This is a genomic window from Hahella chejuensis KCTC 2396 (assembly GCF_000012985.1).
Classification (GTDB): domain Bacteria; phylum Pseudomonadota; class Gammaproteobacteria; order Pseudomonadales; family Oleiphilaceae; genus Hahella; species Hahella chejuensis.
Window position 1 is genome coordinate 5740640 of the sequence record NC_007645.1, and the last position, 19072, is coordinate 5759711.

The 19072-nt window shown below is 49.8% G+C and carries 21 protein-coding genes; 11 read left to right on the forward strand and 10 right to left on the reverse strand.

Translation table 11 applies throughout. The features are described 5' to 3' along the window. Window positions 1-246: 246 nt before the first annotated feature. A complete protein-coding gene (locus tag HCH_RS25210) occupies window positions 247-567 on the forward strand; it encodes a helix-turn-helix domain-containing protein (protein ID WP_011399339.1) in 321 nt (106 codons plus the stop codon). A 193-nt stretch (window positions 568-760) separates the two neighbouring features. Here the strand turns inward: HCH_RS25210 and HCH_RS25215 are convergent, their stop codons facing one another. Next, entirely contained in the window at window positions 761-1177 is a 417-nt protein-coding gene (locus HCH_RS25215) for a 4-oxalocrotonate tautomerase (protein ID WP_011399340.1), read from the reverse strand. Between the two features lie 120 nt (window positions 1178-1297). On the opposite strand from HCH_RS25215, the gene HCH_RS25220 reads away from it, so the two are divergent. From HCH_RS25220 to HCH_RS25240, 4 genes are all read left to right on the forward strand, one after another. Further along, window positions 1298-1942, forward strand: coding sequence for a TetR/AcrR family transcriptional regulator (locus HCH_RS25220; protein WP_011399341.1), 645 nt, complete (start codon window positions 1298-1300; stop codon window positions 1940-1942). A 414-nt stretch (window positions 1943-2356) separates the two neighbouring features. Next, the gene (locus HCH_RS25230; protein ID WP_011399344.1) at window positions 2357-2848 is read left to right on the forward strand and encodes a DUF2924 domain-containing protein; all 492 of its coding nucleotides are present in this window, start codon (window positions 2357-2359) and stop codon (window positions 2846-2848) included. Beyond that, a complete protein-coding gene (locus tag HCH_RS25235) occupies window positions 2845-4200 on the forward strand; it encodes a recombinase family protein (protein ID WP_011399345.1) in 1356 nt (451 codons plus the stop codon). Before HCH_RS25230 ends, HCH_RS25235 begins: the two co-directional genes overlap by 4 nt. Further along, window positions 4197-4625 (forward strand): hypothetical protein, encoded by a 429-nt coding sequence (locus tag HCH_RS25240; RefSeq protein ID WP_011399346.1) that lies wholly within the window; start codon window positions 4197-4199, stop codon window positions 4623-4625. The genes HCH_RS25235 and HCH_RS25240 overlap by 4 nt, the downstream gene beginning before the upstream one ends. Window positions 4626-4640: 15 nt before the next feature. On the opposite strand, the gene HCH_RS25245 is transcribed toward HCH_RS25240, so the two are convergent. The 3 genes from HCH_RS25245 to HCH_RS25255 all read right to left on the reverse strand — a co-directional run bounded on the left by HCH_RS25245 (window position 4641) and on the right by HCH_RS25255 (window position 6941). Then, complete coding sequence (locus tag HCH_RS25245) at window positions 4641-5159, reverse strand: GNAT family N-acetyltransferase (RefSeq protein WP_011399347.1); 519 nt, start codon at window positions 5157-5159, stop codon at window positions 4641-4643. Then, on the reverse strand, window positions 5156-5434 hold the full coding sequence (locus HCH_RS25250; RefSeq protein WP_011399348.1) for a DUF1778 domain-containing protein: 279 nt from the start codon (window positions 5432-5434) through the stop codon (window positions 5156-5158). The genes HCH_RS25245 and HCH_RS25250 overlap by 4 nt, the downstream gene beginning before the upstream one ends. Window positions 5435-5798: 364 nt before the next feature. Beyond that, window positions 5799-6941: a hypothetical protein gene (locus HCH_RS25255; protein WP_011399350.1), complete on the reverse strand. Its 1143-nt coding sequence runs from the start codon at window positions 6939-6941 to the stop codon at window positions 5799-5801. Between the two features lie 140 nt (window positions 6942-7081). Between HCH_RS25255 and radC the strand changes: the two genes are divergently transcribed. From radC to HCH_RS34320, 6 genes are all read left to right on the forward strand, one after another. Next, a complete protein-coding gene (gene radC / locus HCH_RS25260) occupies window positions 7082-7633 on the forward strand; it encodes a RadC family protein (RefSeq protein WP_011399351.1) in 552 nt (183 codons plus the stop codon). Between the two features lie 349 nt (window positions 7634-7982). Further along, on the forward strand, window positions 7983-8507 hold the full coding sequence (locus HCH_RS25265; protein ID WP_011399353.1) for a hypothetical protein: 525 nt from the start codon (window positions 7983-7985) through the stop codon (window positions 8505-8507). A gap of 353 nt (window positions 8508-8860) precedes the next feature. After that, on the forward strand, window positions 8861-10402 hold the full coding sequence (gene istA / locus HCH_RS25270; protein WP_011395130.1) for an IS21 family transposase: 1542 nt from the start codon (window positions 8861-8863) through the stop codon (window positions 10400-10402). 11 nt (window positions 10403-10413) lie between these two features. Further along, a complete protein-coding gene (gene istB, locus HCH_RS25275) occupies window positions 10414-11169 on the forward strand; it encodes an IS21-like element ISSpu5 family helper ATPase IstB (RefSeq protein ID WP_011395129.1) in 756 nt (251 codons plus the stop codon). Between the two features lie 504 nt (window positions 11170-11673). Further along, on the forward strand, window positions 11674-12138 hold the full coding sequence (locus tag HCH_RS33980) for a hypothetical protein (protein WP_148212661.1): 465 nt from the start codon (window positions 11674-11676) through the stop codon (window positions 12136-12138). 129 nt (window positions 12139-12267) lie between these two features. Continuing rightward, window positions 12268-12441, forward strand: a complete 174-nt coding sequence (locus HCH_RS34320) for a hypothetical protein (protein ID WP_158304993.1) — start codon at window positions 12268-12270, stop codon at window positions 12439-12441. Window positions 12442-12600: 159 nt separating this feature from the next. On the opposite strand, the gene HCH_RS25280 is transcribed toward HCH_RS34320, so the two are convergent. The 6 genes from HCH_RS25280 to HCH_RS25305 form a co-directional block, all read right to left on the reverse strand. Then, window positions 12601-13320, reverse strand: coding sequence for an HNH endonuclease (locus HCH_RS25280; protein ID WP_011399356.1), 720 nt, complete (start codon window positions 13318-13320; stop codon window positions 12601-12603). 137 nt (window positions 13321-13457) lie between these two features. Next, window positions 13458-13889, reverse strand: coding sequence for a hypothetical protein (locus tag HCH_RS33985; protein ID WP_148212662.1), 432 nt, complete (start codon window positions 13887-13889; stop codon window positions 13458-13460). A 1129-nt stretch (window positions 13890-15018) separates the two neighbouring features. Then, window positions 15019-15841, reverse strand: a protein-coding gene (locus tag HCH_RS33305) for an IS5-like element ISHch3 family transposase (protein WP_085944396.1) whose coding sequence is annotated in 2 segments (ribosomal slippage) — window positions 15019-15517 and window positions 15516-15841 — 825 coding nt in all. Because the reading frame shifts where the segments join, the coding sequence is not laid out codon by codon here. A 243-nt stretch (window positions 15842-16084) separates the two neighbouring features. Further along, complete coding sequence (locus HCH_RS25295; RefSeq protein ID WP_011399357.1) at window positions 16085-17041, reverse strand: DUF2971 domain-containing protein; 957 nt, start codon at window positions 17039-17041, stop codon at window positions 16085-16087. 256 nt (window positions 17042-17297) lie between these two features. Next, window positions 17298-17867: a hypothetical protein gene (locus tag HCH_RS25300; protein WP_011399358.1), complete on the reverse strand. Its 570-nt coding sequence runs from the start codon at window positions 17865-17867 to the stop codon at window positions 17298-17300. Between the two features lie 348 nt (window positions 17868-18215). After that, a complete protein-coding gene (locus tag HCH_RS25305; protein WP_238384929.1) occupies window positions 18216-18680 on the reverse strand; it encodes a hypothetical protein in 465 nt (154 codons plus the stop codon). Window positions 18681-19072 lie beyond the last annotated feature (392 nt).

Consider the following 19072-nt stretch of genomic DNA (forward strand, 5'->3'; position numbering starts at 1 on the left):
ACAACCTTCACTGGTAATATTAACGATCAAACATAGGACGCCGAGTGGTGGAAGTCAGGAATGTGAGCTTCGCGGCATGCGTCCTCGTGGCGCCAGGTTTCCTCCCTGTTAAGTGCGGAATGGCGCGCTTGGTAGGCCAAAAGGATTATTTCCGTCAATCTTCATTCTGTCAAGTGGTACGTATTCGTTCATTATAGTGGTACTATTTTCTGAACGGCGATTAATAAATATAAAAAGGAGCATACTGTGCCATCAACACTAGGTCGCAAACTTCGAAAGTTACGTGAACAACAAAAACTCAGCCTTGAGCAACTGGCGGTGCTGTCCGACTCCAGTAAAAGTTATTTGTGGAACCTAGAGAACTTCGAATCGAGCAATCCTTCGGTGGATAAGATAGGCAAGATCGCTACAGCGCTTAAAGTCACCTCGGAATTTTTACTGAATGACTCCGCGGCCACGCCAGATCAAGGTGTAATTGATGAGGCCTTCTTCCGTAAGTACAAATCCCTGCCGGAAGCAGACAAGAAAAGGCTTCGTCAGATCGTCGAGGCTTGGGCTGGTGAATAATCCTCCCCCTTCCTCCTCAAGCAGTCATTCAGTATTGCAGTTATTGACTTCAAGTCATTGGTGGTAGGTTTATCTCAGCGGTAAAGATAGTGGTTCAGGTTACCGAATTGGAATCTCTTATCAAACCAGCCTGAAAAGCCCACTCCATCGATACCGTGCAGGAATGGGCAATCAACTATCGAAGTGGAACGACTTAACCTGCGGCGACGGCCTCCAGCAGCGTCAGGTTACTCACGGCCTGACCATTAAGACTCCATGCGCCATCCACCGCATGGGTTACATTGACATAGATATTCTCCTTGGGCTGCTTGCCTCCAGATAGCTCTTGAATAACCTGGGTGGCTTCAGCAAAGAAGCCTCTTCTGATTTCTTGGTCATTGAAAGCGAAAGACGGCGTCTTCCATTCAATCCATGCTCCCGCCACTGGCTTCCCGCCTGCAAATGTCGACTGCTTCGGTAAGACATGCACGGTAGCCGTGACGTTTGGGGTCATCACATTATTCCCCGTCAGGTTATGCCATTTAAGCATTGCGTCTGTAATGCGAACGACGGCCTCTTGTTCAGCTCCAGGCGGCAGCACGCCTTCGGTAAGAGTAATAGTGAGCGGCATGAGTGTGACTCCTGATGTTAATGAATGAGCTCTGGTTTTCCTTAAATCGCCATTAAATAGCGACCGTTATATTATTTGTGTAACGACCGTTATTTTGTCAAGAGTAACGACCGTTATTTTATGCTAGAATTTCATTTTCATTGCCAAAAGAGCGCTTTTGAAGGAGGTGACATGAGATATAAAGCAGGCCAAAAAGAAGAGACTCGCAAACGTATTATGCAGGCGGCGGGGCGTAGCTTCAGAAAGAACGGCTTCAGTGGTATTGGTGTAGACGGACTGGCCAAAGAAGCAGGCGTCACTTCCGGCGCGTTTTATGGACACTTCAAATCCAAAAAGGAGGCGTTTGAAGCGGCAGTCACTTCGGGGCTGAGGGAATTGGGTGAAGGCGTCACACATTTTCGCGAGCAATACGGCGATGAATGGTGGTCAGAGTTCGCAAAGTTTTATATGCAGGAGAAACGAACTTGTGACTTGGCTGAAAGTTGCGCGTTACAAAGCCTAACCTCAGAGGTAGGTCGTTCGGAAGCAGATATTCGCACCTTGTTTCAAACTGAGCTGTTGAAGGTCGTTCTATCGGCGCAAGGAAATGAAAACTCCATCAAGCAAGGGACCGAAAGAGAGAATCTCGACAAGGTGTGGGCTCGATTAGCCATGTTGATAGGCGGCGTTACCTTAGCGAGAGCCGTGGCGGATGAAGAACTGGCCTCAAGTATCGCTGCGGCTATAGAACGCACAATAGAAACTCACAATGGTAGAGGTCGTTGATGTCGAATCATATACACAATGTGCTTACTCACGTGTAGACCATATAAACATTAAATTTTTTACGCCGTTTCCGCATATGCCTGCAATCCCCCGCAACTGTTCGCAACAACCTGAAACTCCCTCATGGCCGAATGGGCGGCCTGGTCCGATAATGACGCACTCATCAAGCAGTTTGACAGTCAGGACCGCCCAGCAATGCAGCCACACCATTCCCCCTGTAATCCATGCCAAGCCATTCCTCCAGAGCGTATGAGCGCAGAACAACGTAGACAGGAAGTCGCTCTTATCCTGGTTCATGGACTCATCCGCTTGCGCGAGACCAATTATCAAAAAGAGAGCTCGGTGGGACTTGCCTTCCAGGGCCAACAGAGCGTTCATCCAACCCCGTCAAAAAACTGAGAGAACGGAGGTCAAATGAGCCAAACCGAACTTAAACCCACCCTTTCCGTTACAGCCCAAGTGGCCGCTTTGCCCACGCTGCCCATGCCCCAGCTCCGAGGTCTCTGGCGCAAGCTGTTCGAGACCGACGCCCCGACGCATGTGCGCGCCTTCCTAGAGCGCCGTATTGCCTATCGGTTGCAGGAGGTGGAGTTCCGCAAGACAAATCAGAAGCTGCTAGAGAGCAACCAACGCCGCATCGATGATCTCGTGGAGGCCACCAATCCGAACAAGCCTGTCCGTGACAACCAGCCGCCCGCGGGCACGGTGTTAACGCGAGAATATCGCGAGGTAGAGCACCATGTGACGGTGCTCGCAGATGGGCAATATGACTATCAAGGTCGGCTGTATCCCTCCCTGTCCATGATCGCTCGGGAAATCACCGGGACGCGTTGGTCTGGCCCGGCGTTTTTCGGACTGAAGTCAGCCACGAAGCCGAAAGGCGCGCGTAAGGGAGGCAAACGATGAACGATGCAGTTAAACGTCGGCTGCGTTGCGCGGTCTACACGCGTAAGTCCCATGAGGAGGGACTGGACCAAGAGTACAACTCGATCGACGCCCAGCGCGACGCCGGGCATGCCTACATCGCCAGCCAACGTGCGGAAGGATGGATTCCTGTAGAGGATGATTATGACGATCCCGCTTATTCCGGCGGCAACATGGATCGCCCAGCGCTATTACGACTGCTGAGGGACATCGAAGCGGGGAAAATCGATGTCGTTGTTCTGTATAAGCTCGATCGACTAACACGCAGTCTGACGGATTTTTCCCGGATGGTGGAAGTCTTTGATCGCCACAACGTCTCCTTTGTTTCCGTCACGCAGCAGTTCAACACGACCACGTCCATGGGGCGTCTGATGCTGAATATCTTACTTTCCTTCGCCCAATTTGAGCGTGAGGTAACGGGTGAGCGTATTCGCGACAAAATTGCTGCAAGTAAGCGAAAAGGAATGTGGATGGGCGGTATTCCTCCGCTGGGTTATGACGTCAAGGACAGGCGTCTGGTCCCCAATGAGCGCGAAGCCAAGCTGGTCCATCATATCTTTCGACGATTTTCCGAGCTGGGTTCCAGCACGACGCTGGTGAAAGAGTTGCGCTTGGATGGCGCTACGTCCAAATCCTGGACCACGCAGGACGGCAGGTTTCGTAAAGGCAAACCCATCGACAAGAGTCTGATCTATAAACTGCTGAACAATCGCACCTACTTGGGTGAGTTACGCCACAAGGATCAATGGCATCAAGCGGAACATCCTCCCATTATCGACCAGGAGCTGTGGGAGCATGTCCAGGCGATCCTATCGAAAAACGGTCGTGCGCGCGCCGCCAGCACCCGCGCGAAGGTATCTTATCTACTGAAAGGCATTGTATTTGGCTATGACGGGCGGGCGCTGTCGCCCTGGCACACCACCAAGAAAAACGGCAAACGATACCGCTATTACATTCCGCAACGGGACGCTAAAGAAGGCGCTGGCGCGTCCGGCCTACCGCGCCTTCCTGCGGCGGAGCTTGAGGCGGCAGTACTGGAACAGTTACGAGGAATACTGCGCTCGCCCACGTTATTACGAGAGATGGCTCCAGTCGCTGCTGGGATTGATCCTGAACTCGACGAGGCGAAGGTCGCCGTCGCGATGTTGCGGTTAGATGAGATCTGGGAGCAGTTGTTCCCAGTGGAGCAGTCGCGCATTGTCAGACTGCTGGTGGAAAAAGTAGTGGTTTCGCCCAATGACCTGGAGGTGCGGCTGCGCATGAATGGCATTGAGCGAATGGCGCTGGAGTTACAACCCTCCATAAATTCATCTCACGAGGGAGCCGCCGCATGAGTGGAACGCGTATCCAGAGTACAGGGAAAACCAGTCTGATCACGGATAGTAACGGCGCCGTGACGCTTACCACGCCGATCCGCTTCAAGCGGCGCAGTGGACGCAAGCTGGTGACGCTTCCAGAGGAGAGTCAAGATCCAAGGCCTTGGGATAAGGCGGTCACGCCGCTGCAGGTGGCGCTCGCCAGGGCGCATCGATGGTGGGCGCTCTTAGCCTCAGGAGAGGCGGAAACGCTACGCGACATCGCCGCCAAGGAAGAGGTGGATAACAGTTACGTCAGCCGCATCCTCAATCTGACATTGTTACCGCCTGATATCGTGGCGGCCATCCTGGACGACGCATTGCCCAACCACATCACGCTGTTTGATCTGGCGGTTGATCCACCGTTGCTATGGGAGGAACAGAGGGCGCGGGCTAGGCTTTGAGGTGGCGACACCACCTCAGTCCAACAAGCTCTTAAGATCCTTGAGCATTAGAAACAGGTGATACGGATCGGTCGGGCTGGGCTCAAATTCCCAGGACTCGTACCAGCGCCGCGCCGCATCGTCCTTGGCATGCACCAGCAGGCAACGGATGCCAGCGATGTCGGCGGCCTGTGCTGTGCGCAGCAGCGCATCCTTGAGCAATGCCTGGCCTAGCCCCTGACGCTGATGTTCCTTATCCACCGCGAGCCGGGCGAGGATCATGACCGGTACCGGATGGCGCGCCAGTCCCTTCATCACCCTCGACGGCGCAGCTTCCGGGTCGACGCTTCCGACGGCGAGGCTGTAGAAGCCGACCACCAGATCTCCCAGGCGGCAAACGTAGGTCTGCGCGCTGTTGGCCTTCTGGTTGACGAACGCGTAGCGCTGCAGGAACTGGTTCAGCGCGACTTGGCCACAGTCGAACGCATCGACCTGATCCGTTGCCGCAAGTTTGCGAACAGGTTCGTAGGGCGACACCCTGGCGTCGCTGGTCAACCCAGCACCCCGGGCTCACGCAGCAGCTTCTTCAGACGCGGTTTGCTTTGCACCGGACGATCAAGCGCTTCCTGGAAAGCCTGCCACTGTGCCTCGCCCAGCACGAACTGGCGACGATCCGCCAGCGTCTGCGTGGCGGCCGTCACGCCCGCATCAAGCAGGAACTCGCTGACGTTCTTGTGGCAGACGCGTGCAGCTTCCTGTAGCAGTTGCTTGACCGGCGTGCTTGCACGGACGTCAATACGTTCGGTCTTGGAAACATTCGGGGTGCTCATGCACTGATCCTCCGGACTTTGAATGACTCCATTTTAGTTGTCCGGACGGTGTCCTGACAAGTTGTTTCTTGTCTCAACCCTCCGCCATGCGCATGCATCTGTTGCAATGTGTCGGCAGTGATCGATAACTACCGACAAAATGCAGCAACAGTGCTTCTCTTTCTCCACCCAGTGCCCCAATCAGGACGGTGCGTTGCCAAATGATCGTACCTTGTTCTATATGGCGGTTGATTCAGTGCTTTTATGGGAAGAGTAACTGATGAGAATTGTGTTCTATTCCAAGGAGAAACAACAGGGCGGAAGGGGCGGCAGGCACATATCGCAAGTCTGCCACTGGCATTAACTAAGTTATCTCTTCAGGATTTTAAGCAGGCTCGGGAAGAATATCTTTTAGCAACTGATTAAACCCACCATCGTCTGTGCGCAGCAGAGTATTAAACAATACCCTGCTCACTTCCGACTGAGGCATCTCATAGCGCCGTTTAAATGACGGAACTTGCCAACTGTTCGCTAAAGCCCTTTCAATCTGCTTGTCTATGTTGCCCACAACAGTGTTCGCAGCATGCCGTTTTTGTGTCCCGCTTCGCACATAAAAAGCAACTGCGTCTTTGCTTGCTCTCCAAATAAAGCTGCACACTTGGGATACAGAGAAATGTTCCAGGGCTTTATTTAATACCAGATTTGTCTTTTCTCCAGGGCTGAAGCTGAGTTGATGCTCATTCAAGGTAAACTTTAGATACGCGATACATTCCCTCAAGGATATCTCTTTACAAAGTGAGATAACTTCTTTACATGACTCCGTTAAGAAATCCTGCGTGTTCAGCTTTCTTTCCAGGTTTTCAGTAAAACTTATGGGTCCGCCTTCCTGAGGGTTTAATGGAAGCGCCCACCTTACCATTCCAAAATTTCTGGAAAGTGAACCATCTTCATTGTACCTAACGGAATCTAGGCTTGTCTCAGGGGAAACGGCGATAATGTTTTTGCGAGCAAGCTCAACTATAATTTCTCCGCTATAATCTAAATCAGGTGAAAAAACATCCGTCTTATTTTCTCTGAACGCATTCAGATATTGCAGATCCTCACTTCCGCTATAGCGAATTAGAGCCATTAGGAATACGGCATGACGAACGCTAAGGTCTTCAAGTGAATATGCTCTTTTGGCGGAGTCATCCCAGAGAATTTGAAGCATTTCTCTTTTCGCTCTCTCCTCCATGGACTTCATGATGTCGCGGCAGTCATCGCATATCCAATGGATATTTAAAGGAACAGAGTTGTAGTCATTACGACTATCATACTCATATGGCTCCTGACAGGTGTCACAACCTATGCGACTTGAATAGGCGATTGAATTCGCTTTGACTATTTTGTGTATATGGTGGTATGGAACAGAGTACTCCTTGGCCAAGGCAGATACTGTCCACTTAAATTTTCCTAAGTCGTCAAGCTCCCAATATTTTTCACACAAATCGGAATATTCCATTCCATCTTCGAAAACAACTACTTCCATTAAATATAAAAACCACTATTACCTTAATTATATTGCAATACACCTACGATTGAGCGTTCATAGGCTACCTCTAATCGCCGGCGCTGAGTGCGGGAACACCCAACGCCGACTAACCACAACCAACTTGTAAGGAGTTGATCATGGCTGACGTCGAGTCTACTACGGCCACGCTTCATTTGAACAGGCGCACCGGGGAATTTACCCTATCCGCGCCCTTGGATTCGGACATCGTTTTAAAGGCCGCCAAACGCGCCCTGGCGCAACGGTTTAAACGTCATTCCTGCCACATGGATGACCCGGGTAAAGTGAAAGAGTATCTGATGATGCATCTGGCGCCAGAGCCGCGCGAAACGTTCGTAGGACTTTTCCTGGATACTCAGAACCGATTGATCGCCTACGAAGTGCTATTCCGTGGCGCGATCGACGAGGCCCATATTTATCCTCGCGAAGTGGTGAAAGCGGCATTACGCCATAACGCTGCTAAAGTCATTGTCGCCCACAACCATCCCTCCGGCGATCCCAAACCTAGCGTTAACGACCAGCTCATTACCTACCGTTTGCTACAGGCGCTTATGCTCGTTGAAATTCCGCTTATCGATCACTTTGTGGTGGGAGGGGATCAAGTTGTAAGTATGGCGGCGCAGGGTATTTTCGGGAAACGGCCACGGAAGCTGCCTGAGCCAGCAATGTAAAAATACTATGACGACGGGTACAGATAATGCCCGTCGTTTTATTCGCTACTCTTTCCCATAGGCAGCGGATATATCCTCACCGAAAGGCATGCCGCCACTGCATGCCAGGATAGCATTGAGTTCCTGTTTCGGCGTCATGTTGGCAAATAGGTAATTCATACGCTTACAACAAGCGACCTCGTTGTCTCGATAATTATCTCCATAGAGAGATTTTGTCAACAAAAAACCTCATTGAAATCAATAAATTAATTGAGATAACCCTAGTTGTTTTCGCCAATGGGAGCTCTTATACTCCCGCCCGCATTTATAACAAATAATTCTGTGCAACTTTCTAACAAAGGCAGTGTTCGTGAAAAAATTAATAAATACATTAGGTGTTGGTCTCTTGTGCTCACTTTCTATGCAAGCAATGGCAGGCGAAGGGCACGCCAAGACATATATTGGTTTTACAAATGCCACCTCTGAAACATTACATTTTGAGCTAAGTAGCTCAGGCGTGGTTGTTGATGAAGTGACGCTATTGCCTGGGACTGGGTATAAAAGCAAGGAAGCAGATAGCTTTTTATCGTATCCCGGACAATCTAGCGCCTCAAAAAGGGTGGAATTTGCCAGCTTTGTCAAAAAAGGGAAAAAGGAAAACCATCACGTTGATCTAGTCGTTAGAAATGATGAAGGCAGAATAATTGGAATTTATCAGCAGGATTTGCAATTCATTCGGGATAAAGAGAGTGCTTTTGAATCAACAAATAGATACGCTGAATGCCATTTAAAAAACGAAACTTTGGAATTTTTCAAAGACCATTTCGAAGGATGGAATGTGTTTTCTGACTACCGTCAATCTATTGATTGTGTACTCTACTTGAAATTTTATTAATACCTACAGGCACTATTTGATAGTCAAAAAGCATACACACAGAGAGTCTGCCTAACAGGATGGACGCTTAGCTGTGCTTTTTAGAATGAGATCGTCCTCTGCAAAAATAGTGGGGATTTCTCCTGCTCTTAACTCCCTGACTACAAAAATACGGGAGTTGGGAGCAAGGCTGCGTATTCCAGACCAAGGTTGCCACTGATTCCAGACGAAGCCTGCCACCCATTCCACGGCAAAGCTGCCACTGATTCCACGGTAAAGCTGCCACCCCGGCACGCTGCCTGAATTACCCATCAAAACGTCCGGCGCGGGATAACTAACGGTACTCTTGACCCTTTTCATCCGGAGAGGGCCAGATGCCAGCGAAGAGGTTATCCATGCGTAAAATTAAAGAAGTCCTTCGCCTCAAGTGGGAGCGAGGGCTGAGCAACCGGCAGGTTGCAGAAGCCTGCGGCATCAGCCGCCCCACCGTAAGCGAGTATCTCCGACGGGCCGCCGAAGCGGATGTTAGCTGGCCGTTGCCAGAGAATCTGAGTGGAGCCCAGTTGGAGCAGTTGCTCTTCCCGCCGCCGCCAGACCTGCCAGCACAGGCCCGGGGTATTCCGGACTGGCGGCGAATCCACGAAGAACTCCGGGGCAAGAACGTCACCCTGTTCCTGCTCTGGCAGGAGTACCGGGAAGCCAATCCGAACGGCTACCAATACAGCTGGTTCTGCGAGCACTACCGAATCTGGCGCGGCAAGCTGGACTTGGTGATGCGCCAGGACCATCGGGCCGGTGAGAAGCTGTTTGTGGACTATGCCGGGCACACCGTGCCCGTTATTGACCGCACCACCGGTGAGATCCATGAAGCACAGGTTTTTGTGGCGGTGATGGGCGCATCCAATTACACCTATGCCGAAGCCACCTGGAGCCAGTCGTTGCCAGACTGGATTGGCTCCCACATCCGGGCCTTCGAGTTCTTGGGCGGGACGCCGGAACTGGTGGTTCCGGACAACCTTCGCTCCGGTGTCAGCAAGGCCCACCGCTACGAACCGGATCTCAACCCAACCTATCAGGACATGGCCGCCCATTATGGCGTCGCCATTGTCCCGACAAGGGTTCGTAAGCCCCGCGACAAGGCCAAGGTGGAAGGCGGCGTATTGATCGTCGAGCGTTGGATCCTGGCGGCCCTGCGCCACCGTCAGCACTTCTCCCTGGGGCAACTCAACGCCACCATTCGTGAGCTACTGGAGACGCTCAACAACCGCCCCTTCCGTAAGTTGCCCGGCTGCCGGCTCGATCACTTCAAACAGCTGGACAAACCGGTTCTACAACCGCTACCCGCAGAGCCGTATGTCTACGCTGAGTGGAGGAAAGCCCGGGTACACATCGACTACCACATCGCCATCGACGGGCATTACTACTCGGCGCCTTACACCCTGATCAAGAAAGAGGTGGAGGTCAGGATGACCCACAACACCATCAAATGCTTCTACCGAGGCAACCGGATCGCCAGCCATCGGCGTTCGGATCAGAAGGGCCGGCATAGCACCATCGCCGCTCACATGCCAGAGTCCCATCGCCAAGCCGGTGAGTGGTCTGCGGAGCGGCTAATCGCCTGGGCGGCCAAGACCGGGCTGGCGACGGAGAAGCTTATCCGCACCGCATTGGGCGCCCGCAAACACCCACAGCAGGCTTACCGCTCCTGCCTGGGCATTCTCCGGTTGGGGCGGAGCTATGGGGAGACACGGCTCGAAGCCGCCTGCCAACGGGCGCTCACGCTGGGTAGCTACCGCTACAAGAGCATTGAGTCCATCCTCAAGCATCGCCTGGATCAGCAACCTCTGGAAGAGCAGCAGGAGCTGGCCCTGCCCGACACCCACGACAACATCCGCGGTCCCGCCTACTACCACTAAAGGAACCTGACATGCTGAAACATCCCACACTGGATAAACTCCACGCTCTCAAGTTAACCGGCATGGCCGCCGCCCTGGAGGATCAGTCGGCCACCCCCGACATCAGCGACCTGAGCTTCGAGGAGCGCCTTGGATTGCTGGTCGACCGGGAAATGACCGAGCGGGACAACCAGCGCATGAGCAGCCGGTTGCGCCGGGCCAAGCTGCGACACGCCGCCATCCTCGAAGACCTGGATTACCGGAACTCACGAGGCCTGGATAAAGGACTGGTCCAGTCACTGGCTGGATGCCAGTGGGTAAAGGAGCGCCTGAACGTGCTCATCACCGGCCCCACCGGGGTCGGCAAAACCTGGTTGGCCTGCGCCCTGGCGCATAAGGCCTGCCGGGAAGGCTACACCGCACAGTATGTGCGCCTGACCCGACTGTTGCGGGAGCTGATCATTGCCAAAGGCGACGGCCAATACTCGAAACTCCTGACCAGCCTCGCCAAGGTTGACGTGCTGATCCTGGATGACTGGGGGCTGATGAAGCTGAGCGCGGAGAACCGAAGAGACTTGCTGGAGGTTCTGGAAGACCGGCACGGAGGGCGCTCCACCATCGCCACTAGCCAATTACCCATTGAGGAATGGCACGGACTGATCGGTGACGCGACCCTCGCAGATGCCATTCTGGATCGTCTGGTTCACAACGCCTACAAGATCAATCTCAGGGGCGAGTCCATGCGGAAACAGCAGGCAAAGTTGACGGGCGCCGAGACTTTGGAGTAAGAAGAGAAACCCCGCGTCGCTACGCTCCGATGGGTGGCAGCCTTGCTCCGGTCCGGGTGGCAGGCTTCACGTGGAATGGGTGGCAACCTTCAGCGGTTTACGCAGAAAAAGAGCAAGAAGAAATATTCGATATAAAAGAAAAAATAGTTGAACTAGCTGAAGAAATATTCAGTGCTTGAAATCATGCAGCCAAGCCTTCAAATGCCCTTTAGTCCAGCTCCAAGGGGAACTGGCTGAGAAACACACTTATTATACAGATCATCAGGAACCATGGTCGCCCGAGATTGTAAGCAGAAGCGCATCTTGCCGCTGCCTTCAACCGCTTTGAACTATATTCTTGGTCTTAAGTTGATGACATTGACCTAAAGCCAGGATGAGTTATCGTAAACGATATCAAAACTTTCCAGAAGAAGCTGACGCATGGGCTACAGGCGCAAAAGTACGCAAACTTTGGTAATTGACTCACCTGCTTATCATCTAAATATACTATCAGGGTAGCTCAATATGTGCATATTAAGAGAAATAGAGGAAATTGTAGACCAATATCTTATGGGAAAATACAGCTCCCATGAGTTTTTAGCGCTAATATCCACAGAAATGAGAGAGGACTTCATATCTTTAGGCAGCACTAACTTTAAACCCGCCAACATCAATTTTGACTCTGGTAGCATATCATTCCGCACAGAGAAAAATCCCTCAAGGGTAGAATATTTAGAACTCCACTTGTCTCCTAAGCTAGATGTTACTCTATCCGAGATGAGTAAACTTTGGGGAGAATTCAAAGTGGTCCCAGTTGGCCCAAGTCGCATACGTCATAATTACGCTTTTCCCAAGGTATCGACAGCCTCCTATCAATATTCAGGATATATTCGCGCACAACTGAGCGCCCCAGTCGATACACCTGATTCAAAAGTGGTTACTATCATGATTCGCCGCGACCCTATTTCTAATAGATTAATAATCGCATGATTTAAAATGCAGTTAATTTATGGATATGACAAGAACTCTATAATCCATCAAAGTCCAGTACCCTAACTTCGAATATTGTTATGCTATTGTGGGTTCTGTTCAAGATGACCCGCAACAGAGATCGAGTAGATGAAACAATTACTGGAACACGCAAAGCTTTCTATCGAAAATGACCCAGAGCATCATTTACAACTTCCCATTCGGAAAAAACTCTGGTTAGCAATAGGACCTGTCGAAGAAGGTGCAGATGGACATGCAGTAAGAAGCCTCGCCTATAAAACCCGGGTAATACTATCCACATAACGTCCATGCAGGTCACCAAAGTGGTCATCTAGTCAGATTTCGGAACTGAAGCCAATATGGCTGGATAGGGAGAATTGCTGAATCTGCCCTTGAGAGATTAACGCCAGCGTAACGGGCCTGTTTGGAGCGCCAGCGGAAAACCGGCCCGTTACGCATTTGTTAGCGATTCGGGTCGAAGAAGCTACGGTGGACACGTAAGTATTTCCTATGTCGGTCGTCTAATTTTCTCAATTTCATGCTTTTGGAAAGGCCAAGATCTGCAGAGAGCCGCTTCGCCGACTCCGAGAGTATTATTCGACCGCTATCATCGAAGGAGATATATCCTCTATCGAAAAGAGCATCGTAGGTGGGAGAGAGCAAAATCCCATTGAAAGGGTCGAGCCGTTCTGTATGGTCAGACTCCCTCCACGGCTTGATGTGAGATGCCTTTAGTATTTCGGGAAGCTGGAGGCCACTCAGCGCGCAACCTCCCCAATACTCCATAAGCGCACTGCGGAATCTCTGTTGGCCTACTCGGGTCTTGATGGTCGCCGAACCGTCCGTATTTAGTTCGTTAAGGGGTGGTGAACCTTCATTCTCTTCCACATTAAGGACACGAACAACGAAGTAGGAGTTCGGGTTGTTCAAAACTATAGGCCTAATGATATCCTGTAATTCCTGGGGAAATCTGACCTCACGTCCACTAGTAATCTGAAAATAATCTATCAGATCAATGCCGAAACGTGGCTCAAAGGTAATTTGGAGTAACCGTTTCGTTCCGTCTTTCAGTTTGCAATACTCTGCGACCTCACTTTGAGAGGTCCACAAGTGAACTTCTTTTTTTCGGTCTCGGAATGGTTGTTCCCACGAGGTATTTGAGAGCTTTACTAGCTTAGCCATAATTCCTATATCCCCTCTCGCTAACGCCTCAAAAACCAGCTTGGTGAAGTTGGCGGCTTTTTTGAAGCGCAGCCCGAAAAAGGTGACAGTTTGCCCAACTCCGGCAAGATACACTTGTTAGAAACAGCCGTCCCTCGTTACTCAACTGGAACCTCAATTAAAGAGCTTATTGCCCAATAAAAATATGAGAATGCAAAGATAAAAATTAAGCCAAAAAGAGTGAACCCTGACGCGTTTGAACTGCCAGTTACAAACCAGCATACAGCTGACACTGTACAACTACCGGATAAGAAACTTACGACTTTAGCTGAGCCTTTTATTGACCTAACCGAAATATATTTAGTTAGGATATTGAGAGGTTGTTTTTTGTAGTGGGATATACCTAAAAGAACTGCCGCAATTAGAATTGAAAATACCAATAGATAACCGACACCTGAAACATATTTCAGAATTAGCGTTGGTATTGATGATGTACCAAATAACCAAGCAAAAATGCCAGTAAATGCTCCTACGCCATACCATTTATAGCATTCTTTCTTATCAACGTGCTGTTCCTGATTATCACTCATAGTCACTCCTTTTTTGTTTCTAACACCTTTGTTTAGCGGCGAAAATGTAGCGAAGCGAAATGGGCGTCCGGTGTGGGGCCGAAGGCCCTAAACATACTACAACAATTTGTTAAAGCAGACTAACTCTCATCTCTGTATGTCGCCCAAGCCCACAAAAACCGTAGCTGGAACCAGAATAGGCCTATTGCGAAAGCAGTGGCACAAGCAAAGCCTCGATAATCGTATACCCCGTAGACGAGCCAGAAAGGCAGCGTAGCGAGAATTACATTGGGGATATTGAAAATCATACTCAGCCAATCCCCATCGCGATAATTCTTCCGGAGCTCATCGATTATGATCATTGGCATCCAAGGCAAGATCATCCAGCCAACAGAGAAAAAAACTCCAGCGAAGGCTCCAATTACTATTTCAATTAGCACGTCCATTGGGTGCCTTTAACATTTATATATCACACATGCGCGATTCTCCATTCCAACACTTTGAAGATAGTTCCTTCAGATCAATGATTCCAGTGTAAACATCCCGGAAAGGCAAGCTACCTCACTTACAAGAAACCGTGCGTGCGCATATACACTTTCTTGGGGGGCTCGTTATCACAACGGGCTATAACCCCAAGTCATTGAGTAGAAGTACTTTTCAGGGCTTCATCATCGGAAGACTGAGCCATTCGGTAAGAAAAAGCGGAAGAGCACTTTGGCTTGCTGCACCGATACCATCTCCATGACAAAGCGTAATTAAGATTTTTAAAAACAGCGAGCTATAGGCACCCTCCAAGTGAGGGAGAGGATTGAAACGAGCCGACTAGAGATTAGGGCATAGACACATCGGAAGTAGCCCCCACGAGCGGCGACTTTTTTCTCTCACTTACAATTCATAACTCCTCAAAAATTTTCAATAAATGAACTTCAGCCCTTCCAGCGCGAGGGCCTCTCTGTTTTAGGGCTTTCCCTGCACAAAATTTTTCGCAAATAGCCTTGGAAGCAAGGGTATAGGGACCTAAAGTCCCTCAGTATTTGATACTGTGCCGGTTCAATTCCGCCCCTAGGACACCACTTAAATTCCAAAAAAAACAGGAAGTTCGATTTCTCGTAACTTCTTGTTTTTTACGCTTAGTAACTATCTCATAACCTCATTGACGCCCCTGTAGCCGCCACATCCGCCGAAACCATAACAGACCACATGCCAATTGCAGCAATCCCAGATAGTTGCTGTCCTTTTTGTCATAGCGAATCAGTAACGCACGGCACTTAGACAGCCAACCAAACGTGCGCTCCACTACCCAACGCCGGGGCTTTCCACTTGGATGACGGTCCGCTGGCTGCGCCTCCTCGCCAATTCGGCAGATATGCGGTATGTAGTCATGCCGGGCTGCCACGTCTTCGCTCGCCACATTGTCATACCCCTTATCCAGGCATAAATGCTGCCGCGCCTCCACCGTTGGAGCCGGACGCTCTACCACAATCGACTCCAGCGTCGCTTCCAGCAGCTTATGGTCGTTGACATTGGCTCCGGCGATGACGAGTCCCAAGGGGCCTCCCTCGGCTTCCACCAGCAGGCTTTTCTTGGTTCCCTTCTTGCCTCGGTCTGTCGGGTTCGGCCCCACATTCTCCCCCCCCAAAGCGGGCTTTCCCCAGCCAGCCGTCCGCACTTTGCCATTCCCAGTCCACCCCTTCCAGTTCCTGGCAGTCTCGCAATAGACTCGCCCAGATCTTCTCCATCACGCCGTTTTTACTCCAGCGCTGAAACCAGCGATGGACCGTGGCGTCATCCCCAAATCGGCGGGGCAACTGGTTCCACTGACAGCCTGAACGCATCCGAAAAATAATCCCGTTCAAATAGCCCCTCCAGTTGCCGATGGGGCGGCCACCCTTGGCGCTGGGTTGCCAGTCTTCTTTTAAAATGGGTTCGATTCGTAGCCATAGCTCGTCCGGTACTTCCCATAGAGTGTCCAGGGGTTTCGATTTACTGGACGGGGCGCTTGAGTCCTTTTGTGACATGACGTTTCCTTATCAGAGAAGTGGCGCCTCAGTGAACCGGCAAAGGTTAAAAAATTCAAGTGGGGGTTATGAGATAGTTACTTAGCCCAAAAGTGTCAACACAATTTCAAAATAGGCATTTTTCGAATATTCATTGTCGCTGCTTTAGCGGCGGTATCACCGCAAAGATTTTGGTTCTTCTCCACTATGGGTATCCAGTCACCCTGACAAATCAGTAACTAGCTCCCCAAACATCTCAATACCCGACATTGCAGTGTATGGTAGAAATGCTTGCATTTCACCAGTATCCACTGGCCTCCGTAATAGATTGAAACTTCCCCGCCTACGATATATTTCATAGAACTTTACCGCACCACTCCTCGATTCAAGGGCTTTAATTACGGAGTGCTTAATTGCCACTGGACAGCGAAGCCCAAAAGTAACGTCCACAAGTGCTAGAGGTGAGTCCTGAAGCCCTCTATCACCTATCAATCGCCATTCGCGCTCATATTTCCATGGGGATGCCTTTCGGAGCAACACATCACGATCAAGCTTATCCTGAGATTTTTGATCCTTCTCAAGAAACGCTTTAGTTATCAAACTAGTCTTTACCTCCCGGTTACCACCGTATTCAACTTTGTGTACAGTCGGTATGGGAGTTCGATTAAGCGTATAACCAATGCAAAGTCCATGATGCTGATCTCCGTAGTGGCTCCAAAGAAGGGGGTTATTAACCGTGGACGAAAAGCAGCAGACTCCACGATCGTACTGCTTCAAAAGCTCGCTCTCGATTTCACTGGTCAAAAGCCAATTTTCAGCCTCTTCTTTGCCACACTCATATTCTGGATTCGTGGAATGATAGGCAATACTTGAAAGCTCAAATTCGGCCGCTTGTGCGCCCAGTTTTTCTGCATGATTTCGGGCTCTATCTCCACCAATACTTGCTTTCGTTAAAGAGGCGATCGATTGGGAAGTAACTCTCCGCTTTATTAACTCTGACAGGAGCTTACGTAGCGTCTTGTTGTCATTGTCAGAAATTACAGATGGTTGACAATCTAAAGGGTCATTAAAGTTCGCTGGACTTGAGAAGTACAAATTGTCGTGACACAGCGACTCAATTGTCGTTGCACTAAACTGACGGTAACGATAGAGGTTTTTGGGTTGATCAGAAGACATGGGTTATTCCTAGTAGTCATCTACTTAAAGGAGGTACCAGCGTGGCGAAACTTTTATCAAGGGTATCCATTCTATTTTTCCCACTGTTGCTGCACAGAATAACAGTAACCCATAACCATGCTGGTATCGGATACGAAGCTGCATGTCATCTCCTGTATCTAGACTATCATAGTCTTCAATGGGTAACTTTGTCATTTTGCAGCCTTACTTCATCCTAGTTTTCCATTTATATAATATTTAATCGCCAGAATCTCGTTTAAGCACACTCACGGTCTTTATTAGAATGGCTCTTTACGAAATTCAGCGGAGCTACATCTGCAAGCTGCCTCCTCTTGCGTTTAACTATTGAATGTATTAGTGCAAAAAGCAACAATGACAATGAAATTCCAACAATAAATATATTGTTTTTAGTCCACTGCGCAACTGCACCAATCTCCACCCCATTTTCAACTTTATTTAAAGAAGTCGTTTCAATATTTTTTTCACTTTTAACTTGCTGTTGAATCTTGTCACTTAAGAGGTCCATCTGATATTTTAGCGAAGATAGATCTATCCTTATTTTCTCTAAATTTTCATTTTTCTCAGTTGTGTCAGATTTTTTTTCAATAGTCGATATTTTCTGATTGATTTGATCAACTTGAGTTTGAATTTCTTCCATTTTATTTTTAAGTGAATTCAGTCTCTCTTCTTGTTGAGATAGCCGCTCTTCTGTCTGCGGAACTCTTTTGGGGGCGGATTTCAAGAAGTCAAAGTCTATTTTGAAGAGTAGGACATATAGTATGATTAAAATAACAAGCCACTGAACGCACTCATTTACTGTCTTCATATCCTATCCTAATAGATTGAACGTAACACATCCTTAGATCGAGATAGAAAGAAAAGGAAGTTACAATCTGGTATCTGAAAAGTTCAATCCGCTTCAGCCTACAAAAATGCCTTTTTACACAAAGGGTAAAAGCAAATATAGCACTTCCACCAATATCTGCTTTAGATGAGTAGGAAATAGTGGAGCCTTATGGCATTACCCCTGTGATCTGACTTTTCAAAGCGCCCGCGCGGCTCGCCTGGCTGCTATGGCTCCCATTGCTTGATGGTGTCCCGTTTCCTCCTCCGCCATGTGTATCGCTTGCCATCGTACTCGCCAACTCCTGAACCACTCCAATTAGATCCGCAATCACCTGCAACACATCCCCCCCCCACTCATGGCGATAATCGGTGCTTGGATGGTCACAGCGGCGCTTGCTTTCAGTTCGATGACTTGCGCTTGAATCTTCCTGGCTGCGTTGGCTATGTTGGCGGTGTCGGTATGGCTTCCCTGAAAGTTTATGGTTTTGTTGGCGCTGGTCTGAGTGTCGCTGCCGCTGATCATCGCGGAGCGCGAGCCGCCCATCATTACGCTGTCGTCGCCTTGGATCGACGCCTTTCTGTCCCGCGCGACCGCTTGGTTAAGATCGGCGGCGGTGGTCAGATTCAGGTTATCCGCCGCCGATAGGTTTAACCAACACATGGTCAATACCGGCATTTTCAGCCTCGAGCGGACTTCGGCAGTAAAAACAGTTCCAACAACAAACCTTGCAAAGAAGCCATATTTCTCTCTTGTACTGTAAGCTTCAGAGTTAATCTCCTCTATCTTGTGCATTTTCTCCACCGAATCAGCTATCAAACCGCTCGATTAGTCCGCCATGTAACTAGCTGTTTACAAAGGAAAAGTGGTTTTGGAAAGTCGCGGACTTCAAGGTTAGCGGAGAGTGAGGGAAGAGAGAGAAATGGCCAGGAGAGAGCGAAACAGGGGCAAATACCCGGTTCTGGGGTGACTCGCCAAGTCCGCGAGAACCCGCAGAAACCCGCGACAGTACGCAGTAGCAGGCAATAAAAAAGGCCAACCCGAGAAGGTTGGCCTTTTGAATTTGGTGGTGGGGCGGCAAGCGTGGAACAAACCATGTTGACGGTAGTATTTCTTAATACTTCTGGTTTGTGCGTGTTCCTTCGGGGCCTTTCAAATACTCTTGCAGTCAAGTTCACTGAGCTGAA